The sequence below is a fragment of the Streptomyces sp. NPDC091287 genome (assembly GCF_044768525.1).
Classification (GTDB): domain Bacteria; phylum Actinomycetota; class Actinomycetes; order Streptomycetales; family Streptomycetaceae; genus Streptomyces.
Genome location: NZ_JBIVUV010000019.1, coordinates 134475 through 152230, shown reverse-complemented (window position 1 = coordinate 152230; position 17756 = coordinate 134475). Strand labels below are relative to the sequence as shown.

The window sequence follows — 17756 nt, the reverse complement described above, 5'->3', positions numbered from 1 at the left end:
CGGTCCGGGAACGGTTTCGGCTCGGTTGACGCAGGGGTGGGCCGCACCGGCGAACGGCCGGATCCGGCCGCTAACCTTACGTATCCGTCCTGGCCAGGGATGAATTAACCCAGGTCGGACATTCACCGCACCCAACTCACGCGAAAGGCCTCGCCCATGGGCATTCGGAGCTTGCTGCGTAAGGTGTTCGGCCGCACGGAGCAGGACGAGCCGACCACGGCCACCGTCCCGCCCCAGGCCGAGCGCGTTCAGCCCAAGGAGACGGAGCAGGAGACCACTTCGGCGGCCGAGCCCACGGCGGAGCCGAAGGCGTCGATCCCGGCCCCGGCCTCGCCCTCGTCCCCCACCTCGTCCTCCACGCCCTCCGCGTCCTCCGCGTCCTCCACGGAGAGGCCGTCCACCACGTCCACGGCCGCCTCCGCCGCCGGCTCCACGGAGCGTGACGGCTCGCTGGCCGCCGATTTGGTGGCGGAGGCCTTCGACAAGGCGGCCGCCGCGCCGGCGTCCCCGACCGTCCCCGCGCAGAAGTCGGCTCCGGAAGACACACCGAAGGCGGAGAAGGCGGAGAAGGCCGAGGCGCCGGCGACCGCCGAGAAAGCCGTCGAGCCCGAGGCGCCGGTGACCGCCGAGGCTCCGGTCAAGGCCGCCGAGGAACCCGAGTCGGCGCCGGAGCCGATCACGATCGACCTCGACGTCGACGAGACCCCGGAGCCCGCTCCGGAACCGAAGGCCGAGCAGGAGCCGACAGCGGAGACGGAGACGGTAGCTTCTGCGGAAGCCGCCCCCGAAGCGGAGGCCAAGGCCCCTGAGACCGCCCCCGAGGCACCTCAGGCCGCCCCCACCGAAGCCTCCGAGACCCCCAAGGTCACCGAGGCCTCAGCGGCACCGGCAGCCACAGAGGCACCGGAGACCACAGAGACGCCGACCATCACGGAGACCCCGGCGGCCCCGAGGACCCCGGAGCCCGTCGCCACCGCACCCGAGCCCGTCGTCGCCACCCCGGAGCCGGTCGCCGCCGCCCCGGAGGCAGCCCCCGGCAAGCCCGCCACCACGCTCGCGCGGGTCAAGTCGCGTGCTCCGCAGCTCGTCGCCCCGTACAAGGCGGCGCAGACAGCGCTCAAGGCACACGGGCTGACCGGGCTCCGCGCCCGCGTCTACCTGGTGCTCGACCGTTCCGGTTCGATGCGGCCGTTCTACAAGGACGGCAGCGCCCAGCACCTGGGCGACCGGACGCTCGCGCTCGCCGCGCACCTGGAGGAGGACGCCACCGTGCCGGTCGTCTTCTTCTCGACGGACATCGACGGCACCGGCGCCATCGAGCTCTCCGGACACGAGGGCCGCGTCGACGAGCTGCACGCGGGCCTCGGCCGGCTGGGCCGGACGCACTACCACCGTGCGGTCGAGGAGATCGTCGCGCACTACGAGAAGACGGAGGCCACCGGTCCGGCTCTCGTGATCTTCCAGACGGACGGCCCGCCGGACGCCAAGCAGGCCGCCCGGCAGGCCCTGACGGACGCGGCGCGGCTGCCGCTGTTCTTCCAGTTCGTCGCCTTCGGCGAACAGGACGCGAAGGGCTTCGACTTCCTGCGGAAGCTCGACGCCCCGAACACCGGCTTCTTCCACGCGGGCCCGGCGCCCCGCGAGATCGCGGACGCCGACCTCTACCGCGAGATCCTCGCCGGGCTCCCGGCCTGGACCGCCGCGCGCGCGGCCGGCTCCGAGGCCTGATCGACCGGTAGCCGTACGGTCACGGCGAGACCGCCGCCCTCCGGGCCCGGTATCGCCGTGACCGTTCCGCCGTGGGCCACCGCGATCGACCGGACGATCGAAAGACCGAGGCCCGACCCCGGGCCCATCCGGTCGCGGCCCTCGCCGCGCCGGAACGGCTCGAAGAACCCCGCGATATCGGCCTCCGAGACCACGGGTCCGGTATTGCGCACCAGCAGGGCCCCCTCCCCGGTCAGCGAGACCTCCACCGAGCCGCCCGGCACGTTGTACGTGACCGCGTTGGCCAGCAGGTTCGCCACCAGCTGGGCGAGCAGCAGCCGGTTGCCGCGCACGGAGCAGGCGGCCACCACGACGTTCACGGCCGGCCCGCCGCCCGGCCCCCGGCCCTCCGGACCACCGCCCTCCGCTCCCCGTACCGCCGGACCGCCGCTCGCGCCCCGTACCGCCGGACGGCGGGCCGCCTCCTCCCTGACCACGTGGTCGAGACGGACCGCCTCGCGCTCGTCCGCGGCCAGTCCCCGTTCGCTGCGGGCCAGCACGAGCAGCCCCTCGATGAGCCGCTCGCTGCGCCGGTTGGTGTCCAGCAGGGTCTGCCGGGTGCGTACGAGGTCCTCGGGGGACGGATCGTCCAAGCCGATCTGGATCGCGGCGCGCTGCGTGGCCAGCGGGGTCCTCAGCTCGTGCGAGGCGTTCGCGATGAACCTCTGCTGGCTGTCGAACGCCTTCTCCAGCCGGGCCAGCAGCGCGTCCAGCGTCTCGCCCAGTTCCTTGAGCTCGTCGTCGGGCCCGGTGGGCGCCATGCGCTCGTGCAGGGTGTGCGCGGAGAGCCTGCGGGCCTTCTCGGTCATGTCGTGGATGGGTCGCAGCACCCGCCCGGCGGTCCACCAGCCCACCGCGACCGCGCAGCCCGTCATCACGAGCAGGGCGGCGATCGACCAGTACAGGAGCTGTTGCCCCGCCGCGTTGCTGACGTTGTCGGTGAGGTCGTAGACGGTGGGCGGCCCCAGGTGCCGACGGGAGATCAGCGGGCCGTTCACCGCGTAGCCGGGCTGGGCGACGGCGGCGGACGAGGCGATGGAGCGCGCCTCGGTCTCCGTACCGGCGCGGGAGGCCAGGTTGACGGTGGCCAGCAGGGCGGTGCCGAGCACCAGGAAGACACCGCCGTACACCAGGGCGATCCGGGTCCGGATCGTCGAGTGCGGCAGCTTCGAGGCGTCCACCAGCCGCCTCAGGGACGGCCGCTTCACAGGGCGTACCCGACGCCCTGCACGGTGCGGATCAGCGCGGGCTCGCCGAGCTTGGCGCGGAGCTTGCTCATACAGACGCGCACGGCGCCCGTGAACGGGTCGGCGTTGGCGTCCCAGGCCCGCTCCAGCAGCTCTTCCGCGCTGACCGTGCCGCCGTCGGCCTCCAGGAGCAGTTGCAGCACGGTGAACTCCTTCGGCGAGAGGTCCAGATCCCGTCCGTCGCGGAGCGCGGAGCGCCGTACGGTGTCGAGCCGGATGCCGTGGCGCTCCAGCTGGGGCGGTACGGGTCTGGCGCTGCGCCGGCGCAGGGCGCGCACCCGGGAGACCAGCTCGGGGAACTCGAACGGCTTGGCCACGTAGTCGTCGGCCCCCAGATCGAGCCCGGCGACCCGGTCCTCCATGGTGCCGGAGGCGGTGAGCATCAGGATCCGGGTGCGGGAGCCGGAGGCGACCAGCCGGCGGGCCACGTCGTCGCCGTGCACCCGGGGGAGGTCGCGGTCGAGCACGACGACGTCGTAGTCGTGCAGGCCGAGGTAGGCGAGGGCCGCGTCCCCGCTGTACACCGTGTCGACCGCGAAGCCGGCGCGGCGCAGTCCGGTGGCGACCAGCTCCGCGAGGATCTCCTCGTCCTCGGCGACCAGTACCCGCATGGTGATGTCCCCTGCCTCGTGCACGCTTGTCCGCTCCCTCCCAGGATGCGACTTTCCTACGGGAACCATTACGGGAACGGATGTTTCGCAAAGCTCTCCACCGGAGGCCGCCGCTCCGCCCGCGCGGGGCCCCCGTTTATCGATGTGAGTGGATCTTGATCTGGCCGTTAGGATTTCGACCATGGCGGCCACTGGATCCGAGAAGCAGGGGGCGACGGCGTACTACGTCTCGACCCCCATCTACTACGTCAACGACGCTCCTCACCTGGGCCACGCCTACACGACCGTCGCAGGCGACGTGCTCACGCGCTGGCATCGCCAGCGCGGCGAGAAGGTGTGGTACCTCACCGGCACGGACGAGCACGGTCAGAAGATCATGCGCACGGCCGAGGCGAACAACGTCACGCCGCAGGCCTGGTGCGACAAGCTCGTCGAGGAGGCGTGGAAGCCCCTCTGGGAGCATCTGAACATCGCGAACGACGACTTCATCCGGACGACGGAGAAGCGGCACACCGACCGTGTGCAGGAGTTCGTGCAGGACCTGTACGACAAGGGCGAGATCTACAAGGGCGGGTACGAGGGCCCGTACTGCGTGGGTTGCGAGGAGTACAAGCTCCCCGGCGATCTGGTCGACGGCGAGGGCGAGTTCGCCGGGCAGAAGCTCTGCCCGATCCACAAGAAGCCGGTGGAGCTCCTCAAGGAGGAGAACTACTTCTTCAAGCTGAGCGAGTACGGCCCGAAACTGCTGGAGTTCTACGCGGCGAACCCCGGCTTCATCCAGCCCGAGTCGGCGCGCAACGAGGTCGTGAACTTCGTCGAGCAGGGGCTCCAGGATCTGTCGATCTCGCGCTCGACGTTCGACTGGGGCGTCCCGGTGCCGTGGGACGACAAGCACGTCATCTACGTGTGGATCGACGCGCTGCTCAACTACGCGACCGCCGTGGGCTACGGAGCGAACCAGGAGAAGTTCGACGGCACGTTCCCGGCGAACGTGCACCTGATCGGCAAGGACATCCTCCGCTTCCACTCGGTGATCTGGCCCGCGATGCTGATGGCGCAGGGCCTGCCGCTGCCCGGCAAGGTCGTCGCCAACGGCTGGCTGATGGTCGGCGGCGAGAAGATGTCCAAGTCCAACCTGACCGGCATCAAGCCGCAGGATCTGACCTCGCACTTCGGCGTGGACGCGTACCGCTGGTACTTCCTGAGGGCCATCGCGTACGGCAGCGACGGGTCGTTCTCCTGGGAGGACTTCACCGCCCGCTACACCTCGGAGCTGGCCAACGACTACGGCAACCTCGCCTCGCGCGTCGCGGCGATGGTCGGCAAGTACTTCGGCGGTGCGCTGCCGGAGGCGACGGCCGCCGGTGACGCCGAGCGGGCCGTGCAGGAGGGCCTGGCGAAGGCCGTGGCGACCGCCGACCGGAAGATCGGCGAGGAGCTGGACTTCCAGTCCGGCATCCTGGCGGTCTTCGACTTCGTGAAGCAGGTCAACGGCTACATCACGGAGCAGGAGCCGTGGAAGGTGGCCAAGGACACCAGCCCGGAGGGCCAGGCCCGCCTGGCGACCGTCCTGTACACGGCCGCCGAGGCGCTGCGCGGGGTCGCGGTCCTGCTCAACCCGGTGATGCCGGAGACCTCGCAGAAGCTCTGGGAGTCCCTGGGCGCCGAGGAGTCCCTGGGCGCGCTGGCCGACCAGAAGGTCCAGGACGCGGGCGCCTGGGGCGTACTGCCCGCGGGCGCGACGGTGACGAAGGGTGCGGTGCTGTTCCCGCGCCTGGAGGAGAAGCCGGCGTAGCGCGTTCGCACGCACGTCAGGAGCCCGGGACCACCCGTCGTGGTCCCGGGCTCCTTCGTACGGGAGCGCCCTGTGGGCGGCGGCTCGTCGCCTACCGCCTCAGCGTCGCCGCGTCCCCCATCACGATCACCGGGTTCATGGCCGGGTCCAGGGTGCGCAGGAGTTCTTCCATGTGTTCCTCGGGCACGGAGACACAGCCCTGGGTGGGGCCGCCGTGGTCGACGTGGATCCAGATGCCGCCGCCGCGTTCCAGGCCGAGCGGGCGGGTGCGGTCCAGGGGGCTGACGCCCGCCGTGCGGTTGTAGTTGATCGCGACGACGTAGTCGAAGGAGCCCTCCAGCGGCTCTCCGAAGAAGCCCTCGCCGTCCACCGCGAACCGGGGGTGCTCGTCGTACGGCAGCAGCGCTCCCGGGTCGGGGAGCCGGCCGCCCGCGTCGGTGAGCGGGTAGACGCCCGTGGGGGACCTCAGGTCGCCCGCCACATGGTGGTCCGTCCAGCCGTCCATGCCGTTGTGCGCCGGCCAGGGCCCCAGGACCGGCTGCCAGCTCTTCGCCGGGTCCTCGCGGCTGTACAGGACCGCGCCGGACTGGTTGGAGTCGGCCTCCTCGCCGGTCACGACGAAGACCTGCCGGGCCTCGGCGGGGACCTGGGACAGGGTCTCCGGTCCCAGCCCGGGGATCCCGGCGGGGCTCGGCATGGGCTCCGGGCTGGGCGATGCCCGGCGTACGGAGGCGGCGTCGGACTCCGGACCCGCGGCGCCCAACCCCGGAGCCCCTACCGGAGCCTTCGCGGGAGCGGCGTCGGAAGCACAGCCGGCGAGCAGCAGGGCCAGGACGAGGAGCGGTGCGGCGAGCAGGGCCGGCGGGCGGCGCGGGACGGACACGGTGGCGGGCTCCTCGGATGACGGCGGGCGGCGTGGCCGGACGGCACGCGGTGCGATAGGGGTGCCTCGGTGCCAGTCTTTGCCGGGCCCGGCCCGGCCGAACCCGATCCGGGGCCATCCGGCTGTACCGCGTCGCCCTGACCGCGTAGCCCTGTTGTCACGGCTCTCCGCCGCGTGCAACGAAACAGCCCCCGATCGGGTGATCGGGGGCTGTTTCACGTGAAACATCCGCGGAGCGGGAGGAGCCGCGAGGGCTGCTTCTCCGGAACTGCTTCTCCGTGGGCTTCTCCGGAACTACTTCTCCTGGGCTTCTCCAGACCTACTTCTCCGTGGGCTTCTCCGACGCACCCGCGCCCTTCGCGGCGACCGGCTTGCGCAGCTGGATGTTCAGCTCACGCAGTCGGGTCTCGTCCAGCTCGGTCGGGGCGCCCATCATCAGGTCCTGGGCGTTGCCGTTGAGCGGGAAGGCGATCGTCTCGCGGATGTTGGGCTCGTCGGCGAGGAGCATCACGATGCGGTCGACGCCCGGGGCGATGCCACCGTGCGGCGGGGCGCCGAGGCGGAACGCGCGCAGCATGCCCGCGAACTCGTGCTCGACGGTCTCGCGGTCGTAACCGGCGATCTCGAAGGCCTTGAGCATCAGCTCGGGCTCGTGGTTACGGATGGCGCCCGAGGACAGCTCGATGCCGTTGCAGACGATGTCGTACTGCCAGGCGAGAATGTCGAGCGGGTCCTTCTCCTCCAGGTCGGCGAGGCCGCCCTGGGGCATCGAGAAGGGGTTGTGCGAGAAGTCGATCTTCCCGGTCTCCTCGTCCTTCTCGTACATCGGGAAGTCGACGATCCAGCAGAACCGGAAGACGCCCTCCTCGAAGTGGCCGGCGCGCTTGGCGGCCTCGACCCGGACCGCCGACATGATCTTGGAGACCTCGTCGAACTCGCCCGCGCCGAAGAAGACGGCGTGGCCCGGGACCAGCGAGAGGCGCTCGGTGAGCGTCTTGACGTCGGTCTCGGTGAGGAACTTGGCGATCGGTCCGGCCAGCGTGCCGTCCTCGCCCACGCGCACCCAGGCCAGGCCCTTGGCGCCGTGCTCGACGGCGTACTCGCCGAGGCCGTCGAAGAACTTCCGGGACTGGCCCGCGGTGTCCGGGACCGGCAGCGCGCGAACGTGCTTGCCGGCGAACGCCTTGAATCCCGAGTCGGCGAAGACGTCCGAGATGTCGACGAGCTCCAGCTTGGCGCGCAGGTCCGGCTTGTCGTTGCCGTACTTCAGCATCGACTCGCGGAACGGGATGCGCGGGAACGGCGAGGTGACCTCGCGGCCGTTGCCGAACTCGGTGAAGAGCTCGGTCATCAGCTTCTCGATCGGCTGGAAGACGTCCTCCTGCTCGACGAAGGACATCTCGACGTCGAGCTGGTAGAACTCGCCCGGGGAGCGGTCCGCGCGGGCGTCCTCGTCGCGGAAGCAGGGCGCGATCTGGAAGTAGCGGTCGAAGCCCGAGATCATCAGCAGCTGCTTGAACTGCTGCGGGGCCTGCGGCAGGGCGTAGAACTTGCCGGGGTTCAGCCGGGACGGGACGACGAAGTCACGGGCGCCCTCGGGGGAGGTCGCGGTGAGGATCGGGGTCGCCATCTCGTTGAAGCCGAGGGCCACCATCTTGGAGCGGATGGAGGCGATCACGGCCGAGCGCAGCATGATGTTGCGGTGCATGCGCTCGCGGCGCAGGTCGAGGAAGCGGTACTCCAGGCGCCGCTCCTCGTTGACGCCGTCCTCGGTGTTGATCGTGAAGGGCAGCGGGCCGGCCTCGCCGAGCACCTCGACCTCGGTGACCTCGATCTCGATCTCGCCGGTCGGCAGCTCCGGGTTGACGTTGTCGGCTCCGCGCGCGGAGACCTTGCCGTCGATCCGGACGACGGTCTCCTTGGTGAGCTTCGCCAGGGCCTCGTTGCCGGGGGTGCCGGGGCGGGCGACGAGCTGCACCAGACCGTAGTGGTCGCGCAGATCGATGAAGAGGATGCCACCCAGGTCTCGGCGATTGTGCAGCCAGCCGCTCAGCCGGACGTCGGTGCCGACGTCAGAGGCGCGGAGCTCGCCGCAGGTGTGGGACCTGTACCGATGCATCGTCGTTCATCCAGTCTTCGCGGTTGGGGGTGGATTGAGCTTCCCCAGGCTACCGCCCGGGGACGGGACGCTTCATTTCCCTTTGTGTCGCCGTATTCACCCGGCCCCGGGGCAGGTGGCGGCCCCTCGGTGGCGTCCGCCGAGCACATCTTCCTAAAGTGGGGCAATGCGCACCGAGGAAGTCCTGGCCGCGATCGCGACGGGCCTGTGGCGCTGGGACAACGCAGCCGGCACGGTCACGCTCGACGCGGAGGCGGCCCGGCTGCTCGGTCTGCCCGCCGAGCCGGGCAGCTACCAGGAATCCGCGGTGCGCTCCCGTTTCCACCCGGTCGACTGGAACGAGATCTACGGGGTGGTGAACCTCGCGGTCACCGAGGGCACCCTCGCCGAGGCGCGGCTGCGGATCGTGGACGAACGCGGCCGGGTCCTCCGTACGGTGCGCAGCCGCTCCAAGCCGGTCGTCCCGCCGGACCGGGACATCGGGAACTACGTCCTCTACGGCACGCTCCAGGAGGTCGCCGAGCCGCAGCCCGGCTCCACCGACGCCGCCCACACGCCGATCACCGGGGACTGGCGCCGGTCCCGGGAGGCGTTCCTGCTGGACGCCGGGCGGGCGCTGGCCGAGGCGCGGTCCACCGCGGAGGTGCTGCGGGTCGCCGGTTCGCTCTCCATGCCCGGCTTCACCCCGGACGGCCTCGCGGTCTTCGGCTCCGCCGGGGAGCGGCTGACGATCATCGGGCACCACGGGCACAACTCGGAGGACGAGGAGCCCTTCACCGACATGCCCCTGGAGACGGACTACCCGGCCGCCGAGGTCGTCCGCACCGGCCGGGCGATCTATCTCCCCTCCCCCGACGAGTACCGCCGCCGCTACCCGGCCACCTGGCCGCTCGCCCGACGCTTCAAACGGCAGTCCTGGGCCTTTCTGCCCCTGGTGTCCTCCGGCCGCACGATGGGCGCCTGGATGGCGGGGTTCCGGCATCCGGTGGCGTTCTCCCCGGACGAGCGCGCGGTGCTCTCGACCGTCGCCCGCATGCTCGCCCAGGCCCTGGCCCGCGCCGGGGTGGCCGAGACGGAACGCGAGCTGTCGCTCGGGCTCCAGCGCTCGATGATGCCGACCCTGGGCCCGCAGATCCCCGGCATGACGGTGGCCGCGCGGTACGTGCCGACCGGCGGCGGGCTCCAGGTGGGCGGCGACTGGTACGACATGATCCCGCTGCCCAACGGCCGCATCGCCCTGGTCATCGGCGACGTCCAGGGCCATGACGTGCGGGCCGCCGGACTGATGGGCCAGCTCCGCATCGCCCTGCGCGCCTACGCCTCCGAGGGGCACCGCCCGGACGCCGTGCTCGCCCGGGCCTCGCGCTTCCTGTCCGGGCTCACCGACGCGTACGAGAGTGTCGAAGGCGACGAGGAGCCCGCGACGCCACGCTTCGCGACCTGCCTGTACGCGGAGGTGGACCCGGAGGCCGGGACCCTGGACATCGCCCGCGCCGGCCACCCGGACCCGGTGGTGATCAGCGCCGACGGGACCGCGGTGATCCGGCAGACGGCCGGCGGGCTGCCGCTCGGGATCGAGACGGACTCCGACTACCCCACCACCAGGGTGGTCCTGGAGCCCGGCGAGACGATCATGCTCTGCACGGACGGCCTCATCGAGACCGGCGGGCACGACATGGCCACCGGCTGGGACCGGCTGCGCCCGGTCCTGGAGGAGCCCGTCGAGGATCTGGAACAGCTGGCCGACGCGCTGGTCCAGGCCGTGCACGGGCCGACCTCGCACTACACGACGGGGCCGCTCGCGGACCGGCGGGAGGACGACATCGCGGTCCTGGTGCTGCGGCGCGAGAGCGTCTCCGCCCGGGAGACGCCGCCGCGCCGCAGCGTCATGACCATCGCGCAGGCCGAGCCCGAGCGGATCTCGGTCGGCCGGCAGCTCGTGCGCGAACTGCTCCACGACTGGCGCGATCCCGAGCAGGTCGACTCGGCGGTCCTGATGGTCTCCGAGATGGCCACCAACGTGCTCGTCCACACCGACGGGGACGCGCTGATGGTGGCGGAGATCTCCGGCGAGCAGGGGGAGCGGCGGCTGCGGGTCGAGGTCGCCGACGCCAGCGACGAACTGCCGCACAAGAGGCGGCCGGGCGAGATGGCCTCCAGCGGGCGGGGGCTGGTGCTGATGGAGATGCTGGCGGACGCGTGGGGGGTGGATCCGCGCGGGGCGGGGAAGTCGATCTGGTTCGAGCTGTACGAGGCGGCCGGGCCGGGTCCGTGAACTCCGGGTGGTGCGGGGCCCACGGGCGTGCGGGGCCCGCCCCGTAACGGTTCCGTCCTCAAACGCCGGACGGGCTGGGGTTGCCGCCGGGCGGGCTGGGGCGGCTGCCGGACGGGTGGCTGCCGGACGGGCTGGGTTCGTCACCGCCCGGTGGCGGCCCCGAAGGTGACCCGAATCCGTTGCGCAGCTCCCCCAGGACACCGACGGCCGCCGCGCACAGGGGCACGGCCAGCAGCATGCCGAGCAGGCCCGCCACGCTCGCCCCCGCCGTCAGCGCGATCATGATCATGGCGGGGTGCATCTGGACCGTACGGCTCTGGATCATCGGCTGGAGCACATGGCCCTCCAGCACCTGGACCGCGAGGACCACCCCCAGGGCCCACAGGGCGATCACGAACCCCCGGTCGGCCAGCGCGACGAGCACCGCCACCGCGCCGGAGAGGAACGCCCCGAGGTACGGGATGTACGCGCCGACGAACACCAGCGCGCCGAGCCCCACCGCCCCGGGAACGTCCAGGATCAGCAGGCCCACCGTGATGCACACGGCGTCGATCAGGGCGATGAACGTGGTGCCGCGCATGAAGCCCTCGACGGCCTCGAACGCCCGGCGCCCCATGGCCTCGACCAGGTCCCCGGTGCCGCGCGGGGCCACCGAGTGGGCCAGGTTCACCGCCCGGTCCGAATCGCGCAGGAAGAAGAAGGTCAGCAGCAGGGCCAGCACACTGGTCGCCACCAGCGAACCGACCAGGCTGATGCCGCTGAGCAGACCGCCCGCCGCGCTCGCCCCGAACTTCTCGACCAGGTTCTTCGCGTTGTCGGCCAGGTCGTCGACGTCCGTGGCCCCGGCGATGTCCAGATGGTCCACGACCCACTGGCCGGCGTCCTTCAGCGAGTCGACGATCTGGGCGCCGGAGTCGACGAGAGCGGTGACGACGATGTACCCGGCGCCGCCGACCACCGCGACGAGGGCGGCACAGGTCAGCCCCGCGGCCAGCGACCGGTTGAGCCTGCGGGCGATGAGCCACCGGTGGACGGGGCCGAGCAGCGCGGTGCCGAGCAGGGCGAGCAGTACCGGGGTGACCGCGGTCTTGAGGACGACGACCAGCCAGATCGCGACGGCGGCGACGCCCACGACGAGCAGGACGACACCGCACCAGGCGGCCGCGCGGCGGGCGCTCTCGGGGAGGAGGGGCTTGGGTGCGGGCACCCTCCCACCCGATCACGGGGCACGGCGGCCGGCTCGTCCGCCGCCCCCGTACGGGTTACGGGGAGTCACCTGGTGGGAACGGCGGGAGGTGTCACATGCCGTGGACCGCGGGGACCGTGCCCAGGCGGCCGGCCTGGAAGTCCTCGAAGGCCTGCTTCAGCTCGGCCTGACTGTTCATCACGAACGGTCCGTAGTGCGCCATCGGCTCCCGGATCGGACGGCCGCCGAGGAGGACGACCTCCAGGTCCGGGGTGTTGCCGTCCTGCCGCTCGTCCGCGCGGACGGTCAGCGAGCCGCCGGTTCCGAACACCGCGGTCTGGCCCATCGCGACGGGGCGGCGCTCCGCGCCGACCGTGCCGCGCCCGGCCAGGACGTAGGCGAGGCCGTTGAAGTCCTCGCGCCACGGCAGGGTCACCTCGGCGCCGGGCCGGACGGTGGCGTGGATCATCGTGATCGGGGTGTGGGTGATGCCGGGGCCCTCGTGGCCGTCGAGCTCACCGGCGATGACCCGGAGCAGCGCACCGCCGTCGGGGGAGGCGAGGAGCTGGACCTCGCCGCCGCGGATGTCCTGGTAGCGCGGGGCCATCATCTTGTCGGCCTTGGGCAGGTTCACCCAGAGCTGGAGGCCGTGGAAGAGCCCGCCGGACATGACGAGCGACTCCGGCGGGGCCTCGATGTGCAGCAGGCCGGATCCGGCGGTCATCCACTGGGTGTCGCCGTTCTCGATGGTGCCGCCGCCACCGTTGGAGTCCTGGTGGATGAAGGTCCCGTCGATCAGGTACGTGACCGTCTCGAAGCCGCGGTGCGGGTGCCAGGGGGTGCCCTTCGGCTCGCCGGCGGCGTACTCCACCTCACCCATCTGGTCCATCATGATGAACGGGTCGAGGTGCCGGTAGTTGATCCCCGCGAACGCGCGGCGGACGGGGAAGCCCTCGCCCTCGAAGCCGCTCGGCGCGGTCGTGACGGCGAGCACGGGACGGGCCGCGGCGTCACCCGAAGCGGTCACCTTGGGCAGGGTCAGCGGGTTGTCGACGGTCACTGCGGGCATGGAAGCCACCTCCGGGCGAGTGTTCTGCGACCAATTTAGTTGAATGGTGAACATCCTGCAAGGTGTCGCGCATTCCCGGGCGGCCGCGCCGGTGGGCCCGCCCGTGGCCCCGACAGCGAAAAGGGCCCGCGCCACCCCTGGCACGGACCCGTGTCCGAACAACGAAACAGCAGGCCGGCGACCCACTGGGAGGTCACTCCTGCACGCGGGCGCCTACCCGTACATACGGCGCATCGCGAAGTCGACCATCTGCTCGACGGCCTTGGCGTCGAAGACCATCCGGTGATCACCCTCCATATCCAGGACGAAGCCGTACCCCGTCGGCAGCAGGTCGATCACCTCGGCCCCGGTGATCACGAAGTACTTGGACTCCTTGCCCGCGTACAGCCGCAGCTCCTTCAGCGTGGTGAACATCGGGATGACCGGCTGCTGCGTGTTGTGCAGCGCGAGGAAGCCCGGATTGTCGCCGCGGGGGCAGTAGACCTTCGACGTGGCGAAGATCTGCTGGAAGTCCTCGGCGGAGAGGGAGCCGGTGGTGAAGGCCCGTACCGCGTCGGCCAGGGAGGGCGGCGACGGTTCGGGATACAGCGGCTGCTCCCCGTAGCCGCCGCCCATCTGACCCATCTGGCCCATCTGACCCATCTGCTGCTGAGCACCAGGGTTCTGGTCGTAGCCGTACATGCTGCAAAGAGTAATCGGACACATCTACGGCTTGAGGGGTTGCGCCTTATTACTGACGGGTAGCATCATCGTAGAGGTCAGCTGATAGACCTACGCCTGCCTGTCGCCCGACCCGCATCACTCCCCGGGGCGCTGTGCGCCACTGCTATGGATTACGGAGCCTTCCCATGGGGCACTACAAGTCGAATCTCCGCGACATCGAGTTCAACCTCTTCGAGGTCCTCGGGCGCGACAAGGTGTACGGCACCGGTCCGTTCGGTGAGATGGACGTCGACACCGCGAAGAGCATCCTGGACGAGATCGCCCGCCTCGCGGAGAACGAGCTCGCCGACTCCTACGCCGACGCCGACCGCAACCCGCCGGTCTTCGACCCGGAGACGAAGACCGCCCCGGTCCCGGCGAGCTTCAAGAAGTCGTACCAGGCCTTCATGGACTCCGAGTACTGGCGCCTGGGCCTCCCCGAGGAGATCGGCGGCACCACGTCGCCCCGCTCCCTGATCTGGGGCTACGCGGAGCTGCTGCTCGGCGCGAACCCGGCCGTGTGGATGTACTCCTCCGGCCCGGCGTTCGCCGGCATCCTCTTCGACGAGGGCAACGACGAGCAGAAGAAGATCGCGGAGATCGCCGTCGAGAAGCAGTGGGGCTCGACGATGGTGCTGACCGAGCCGGACGCCGGCTCCGACGTCGGCGCCGGCCGGACGAAGGCCGTGCGGCAGGAGGACGGCTCCTGGCACATCGAGGGTGTGAAGCGCTTCATCACCTCGGGCGAGCACGACATGTCCGAGAACATCATCCACTACGTGCTGGCCCGCCCCGAGGGCGCAGGACCCGGCACCAAGGGCCTCTCGCTCTTCATGGTCCCGAAGTTCCACTTCGACTGGACCACCGGCGAGCTGGGCGAGCGCAACGGCGTGTACGCGACGAACGTCGAGCACAAGATGGGCCTCAAGGCCTCCAACACCTGCGAGATGACCTTCGGCGACCAGCACCCCGCCAAGGGCTGGCTGATCGGCGACAAGCACGACGGCATCCGCCAGATGTTCCGCATCATCGAGTTCGCCCGCATGATGGTCGGCACGAAGGCCATCGCCGCCCTCTCCGCGGGCTACCTGAACGCGCTGGAGTACGCCAAGGAGCGCGTCCAGGGTCCGGACCTGGCGAACTTCATGGACAAGACGGCGCCCAAGGTCACCATCACGCACCACCCCGACGTGCGCCGCTCGCTCATGACCCAGAAGGCGTACGCCGAGGGCATGCGCTCCCTCGTGCTGTACACCGCCTCCGTCCAGGACGCGATCCAGGAACAGGAGGCCGCGGGCGAGGACGCCAAGGCGCTCAACGGCCTCAACGACCTGCTGCTGCCGATCGTGAAGGGCTACGGCTCCGAGAAGTCCTACGAGCAGCTCGCGCAGTCGCTCCAGACGTTCGGCGGCTCCGGCTACCTCCAGGAGTACCCGGTCGAGCAGTACATCCGGGACGCCAAGATCGACACCCTCTACGAGGGCACCACGGCCATCCAGGGCCAGGACTTCTTCTTCCGGAAGATCGTCCGCGACCAGGGCGCCTCCCTCAACACGCTCTCCGAGGAGATCAAGAAGTTCCTCGCGGGCGCCCACGGCAACGAGGAGCTGGCCCCGGCGCTGGACTCGCTCGCCAAGGCCGCCGTGGACCTGGAGGCGATCGTCGGCACGATGATCACCGACCTCACCGCGACCGGCGAGGACGTCAAGAACATCTACAAGGTGGGCCTCAACACGACCCGCCTGCTGATGGCCTCCGGCGATGTCGTCGTCGGCTACCTGCTGCTCAAGGGCGCGGCCGTGGCGGCCGAGAAGCTGCCGACCGCCTCCGCCAAGGACGTCCCCTTCTACCAGGGCAAGATCGCCGCCGCGAAGTTCTTCGCCGCGAACGTCCTGCCGGGCGTCTCGACCGAGCGCGCGCTCGCCGAGTCGATCGACAACTCGCTGATGGAGCTGGACGAGGCCGCGTTCTAGGACCGCGCTCGCCCGCTCGATTCGTCAACACGCGCCGCCATCCGGAATTCGTTCGGGTGGCGGCGCTGTCGTATCAGCTGGGTACGCTGAGTGCACGGGCCAGGATCCCTTCCATGGGAGGAACCATGACCGCCGAGGCACAGTCCGAAGCGTCGCAGCAGCGGCGCACCAACCAGGGGTGGCCGGTCCCGCCACCGGACGGCTACACCGTGGACGATTTCTTCACGCTTGACGACCTCCCGCCGCACACAGAGCTGATCGACGGGAGCCTGGTTTTCGTGAGTCCGCAGCGGAAGTTCCACACGCTGGCGATGTATCTGCTGGAGCAGGGGCTTCGCGTCCATGTCCCCGGCCATCTGCGAGTGCGTCGGGAGATGGCGGTCGTGCTGGGCAGGCGAAGTGCGCCTGAGCCGGACCTGGTGGTGGTGTCGGCAGAGGCGGACGGCGACCAGCTGCAGACCCGTTATCAGGCCGCCGACGTCCTCCTCGCCGTAGAAGTCGTCTCGCCCGACTCCGAGGACCGCGACCGGGACACCAAGCCGCACAAGTACGCGGCGGCGGGCATCCAGCACTTCTGGCTCGTCGAGATGACCGGCGAGAACGACCGCCCCATGGTCATCACCTACGAGCTCGACCCGGTCAACAAGACGTACGTCTCCACCGGCGTCCACCACGACCGGCTCAAGCTCTCCGCCCCCTACGACATCGACATCGACCTGACCTCCATCGACGAGCTGTAGGCCGGTCGGACGCCCCGGTCACCGGATACCGGACCCCGGGTCCTCGTTACAGTGAAGAACATGAGTTCTCCCCTCCGGTTCGACCGCGCGCACACCGATGACCTGATGTCCTTCCTGGCGGCCAGCCCGTCCCCGTACCACGCCGTGGCGAACGCTGCCGGGCGACTGGAGGAGGCCGGCTTCCGGCAGGTCGAGGAGACCGCCGCCTGGGACGCGTCGGCCGGTGGGAAGTACGTGCTGCGCGGCGGGGCGATCATCGCCTGGTACGTGCCGGAGGGCGCCGAGGCGCACACCCCGTTCCGGATCGCCGGGGCGCACACCGACTCCCCGAACCTGCGGGTGAAGCCGCTGCCCGACACCGGGGCGCACGGCTGGCGCCAGATCGCCGTCGAGGTCTACGGCGGCACCCTGCTGAACACCTGGCTCGACCGGGACCTGGGCCTGGCCGGGCGGATCTCCCTGCGGGACGGCACCCACCGGCTGGTCAACATCGACCGGGCGCTGCTGCGGGTGCCGCAGCTGGCCGTGCACCTGGACCGGTCGGCCAACGCCGAGGGGCTCAAGCTCGACCGGCAGAAGCACATGCAGCCGATCTGGGGGCTCGGCGACGTCGAGGAGGGCGACCTGATCCGTTTCGTCGCCGAGGAGGCGGGTGTCGACGCGGAGGACGTCACCGGCTGGGACCTGATGCCGCACGCCATCGAGCCGCCCTCGTACCTGGGCCGGGACCGGGAGCTGGTGGCCGGGCCCCGGATGGACAACCTCCTCTCGGTGCACGCCGCGACCGCCGCCCTGGCCGCCGTCGCCGGGCAGAACGACGCCGACATCCCGTACATCCCGGTGCTCGCCGCCTTCGACCACGAGGAGAACGGCTCCCAGTCCGACACCGGGGCCGACGGGCCGCTGCTGGGCTCGGTGCTGGAGCGCTCGGTGTTCGCGCGCGGCGGCACGTACGAGGACCGCGCCCGCGCCTTCGCCGGCACGGTCTGCCTCTCCTCCGACACCGGCCACGCCGTGCACCCCAACTATGCGGAGCGGCACGACCCGACGCACCACCCGGTCGCCAACGGCGGGCCGATCCTCAAGGTCAACGTCAACATGCGGTACGCCACCGACGGCAGCGGCCGTGCGGTGTTCGCCGCGGCCTGCGAGAAGGCGGGCGTGCCGTGGCAGAGCTTCGTGTCCAACAACGCGATGCCCTGCGGCACCACGATCGGACCGATCACCGCGGCCCGGCACGGCATCCAGACCGTGGACATCGGCGTGGCGATCCTCTCAATGCACAGCGCGCGTGAGCTGTGCGGCGCCGACGACCCGTATCTGCTGGCGAACGCGCTCACCTCGTTCCTCGCGGGCTGACCCGCCCATCCAACCGCCCTCGCACACATG

Annotated in this window: 13 protein-coding genes; 6 read left to right on the top strand and 7 right to left on the bottom strand. The window is 70.7% G+C overall.

Going from position 1 to position 17756, the window contains the following annotated elements; genetic code table 11:
• Positions 1 to 156: 156 nt before the first annotated feature.
• A complete protein-coding gene (locus ACIQRW_RS29515; protein ID WP_403765750.1) occupies positions 157 to 1728 on the top strand; it encodes a VWA domain-containing protein in 1572 nt (523 codons plus the stop codon).
• Here ACIQRW_RS29515 and ACIQRW_RS29510 read toward each other — a convergent pair.
• Positions 1662 to 2975 (bottom strand): sensor histidine kinase, encoded by a 1314-nt coding sequence (locus tag ACIQRW_RS29510; RefSeq protein ID WP_403765747.1) that lies wholly within the window; start codon positions 2973 to 2975, stop codon positions 1662 to 1664. The two genes, ACIQRW_RS29515 and ACIQRW_RS29510, sit on opposite strands and share 67 nt — an antisense overlap.
• Positions 2972 to 3625 carry a response regulator transcription factor gene (locus ACIQRW_RS29505; protein ID WP_032752670.1) on the bottom strand — a complete coding sequence of 218 codons (654 nt, stop codon included), beginning with the start codon at positions 3623 to 3625 and terminating at the stop codon, positions 2972 to 2974. Before ACIQRW_RS29505 ends, ACIQRW_RS29510 begins: the two co-directional genes overlap by 4 nt.
• Before the next feature lie 181 nt (positions 3626 to 3806).
• On the opposite strand from ACIQRW_RS29505, the gene metG reads away from it, so the two are divergent.
• The gene (gene metG, locus ACIQRW_RS29500; protein WP_403765744.1) at positions 3807 to 5420 is read left to right on the top strand and encodes a methionine--tRNA ligase; all 1614 of its coding nucleotides are present in this window, start codon (positions 3807 to 3809) and stop codon (positions 5418 to 5420) included.
• Between the two features lie 91 nt (positions 5421 to 5511).
• On the opposite strand, the gene ACIQRW_RS29495 is transcribed toward metG, so the two are convergent.
• Together ACIQRW_RS29495 and aspS are read right to left on the bottom strand one after the other, a co-directional pair.
• Positions 5512 to 6303 (bottom strand): L,D-transpeptidase family protein, encoded by a 792-nt coding sequence (locus tag ACIQRW_RS29495; protein ID WP_403765741.1) that lies wholly within the window; start codon positions 6301 to 6303, stop codon positions 5512 to 5514.
• Between the two features lie 319 nt (positions 6304 to 6622).
• Positions 6623 to 8422, bottom strand: a complete 1800-nt coding sequence (gene aspS / locus ACIQRW_RS29490) for an aspartate--tRNA ligase (RefSeq protein WP_007447847.1) — start codon at positions 8420 to 8422, stop codon at positions 6623 to 6625.
• Between the two features lie 166 nt (positions 8423 to 8588).
• Between aspS and ACIQRW_RS29485 the strand changes: the two genes are divergently transcribed.
• Positions 8589 to 10697: a SpoIIE family protein phosphatase gene (locus ACIQRW_RS29485; RefSeq protein WP_403765738.1), complete on the top strand. Its 2109-nt coding sequence runs from the start codon at positions 8589 to 8591 to the stop codon at positions 10695 to 10697.
• 58 nt (positions 10698 to 10755) lie between these two features.
• Here ACIQRW_RS29485 and ACIQRW_RS29480 read toward each other — a convergent pair whose 3' ends face one another.
• The 3 genes from ACIQRW_RS29480 to ACIQRW_RS29470 form a co-directional block, all read right to left on the bottom strand.
• Complete coding sequence (locus tag ACIQRW_RS29480; protein WP_403765735.1) at positions 10756 to 11904, bottom strand: AI-2E family transporter; 1149 nt, start codon at positions 11902 to 11904, stop codon at positions 10756 to 10758.
• 91 nt (positions 11905 to 11995) lie between these two features.
• A complete protein-coding gene (locus ACIQRW_RS29475; RefSeq protein WP_403765732.1) occupies positions 11996 to 12952 on the bottom strand; it encodes a pirin family protein in 957 nt (318 codons plus the stop codon).
• A 213-nt stretch (positions 12953 to 13165) separates the two neighbouring features.
• Positions 13166 to 13633 (bottom strand): SseB family protein, encoded by a 468-nt coding sequence (locus ACIQRW_RS29470; RefSeq protein ID WP_007447855.1) that lies wholly within the window; start codon positions 13631 to 13633, stop codon positions 13166 to 13168.
• 167 nt (positions 13634 to 13800) lie between these two features.
• Between ACIQRW_RS29470 and ACIQRW_RS29465 the strand changes: the two genes are divergently transcribed.
• The 3 genes from ACIQRW_RS29465 to ACIQRW_RS29455 all read left to right on the top strand — a co-directional run bounded on the left by ACIQRW_RS29465 (position 13801) and on the right by ACIQRW_RS29455 (position 17726).
• On the top strand, positions 13801 to 15627 hold the full coding sequence (locus ACIQRW_RS29465; RefSeq protein ID WP_403765729.1) for an acyl-CoA dehydrogenase: 1827 nt from the start codon (positions 13801 to 13803) through the stop codon (positions 15625 to 15627).
• 113 nt (positions 15628 to 15740) lie between these two features.
• A complete protein-coding gene (locus tag ACIQRW_RS29460) occupies positions 15741 to 16367 on the top strand; it encodes a Uma2 family endonuclease (RefSeq protein WP_403765727.1) in 627 nt (208 codons plus the stop codon).
• A gap of 60 nt (positions 16368 to 16427) precedes the next feature.
• Positions 16428 to 17726 carry a M18 family aminopeptidase gene (locus ACIQRW_RS29455; protein WP_403765724.1) on the top strand — a complete coding sequence of 433 codons (1299 nt, stop codon included), beginning with the start codon at positions 16428 to 16430 and terminating at the stop codon, positions 17724 to 17726.
• The last annotated feature ends 30 nt before the right edge of the window (positions 17727 to 17756 follow it).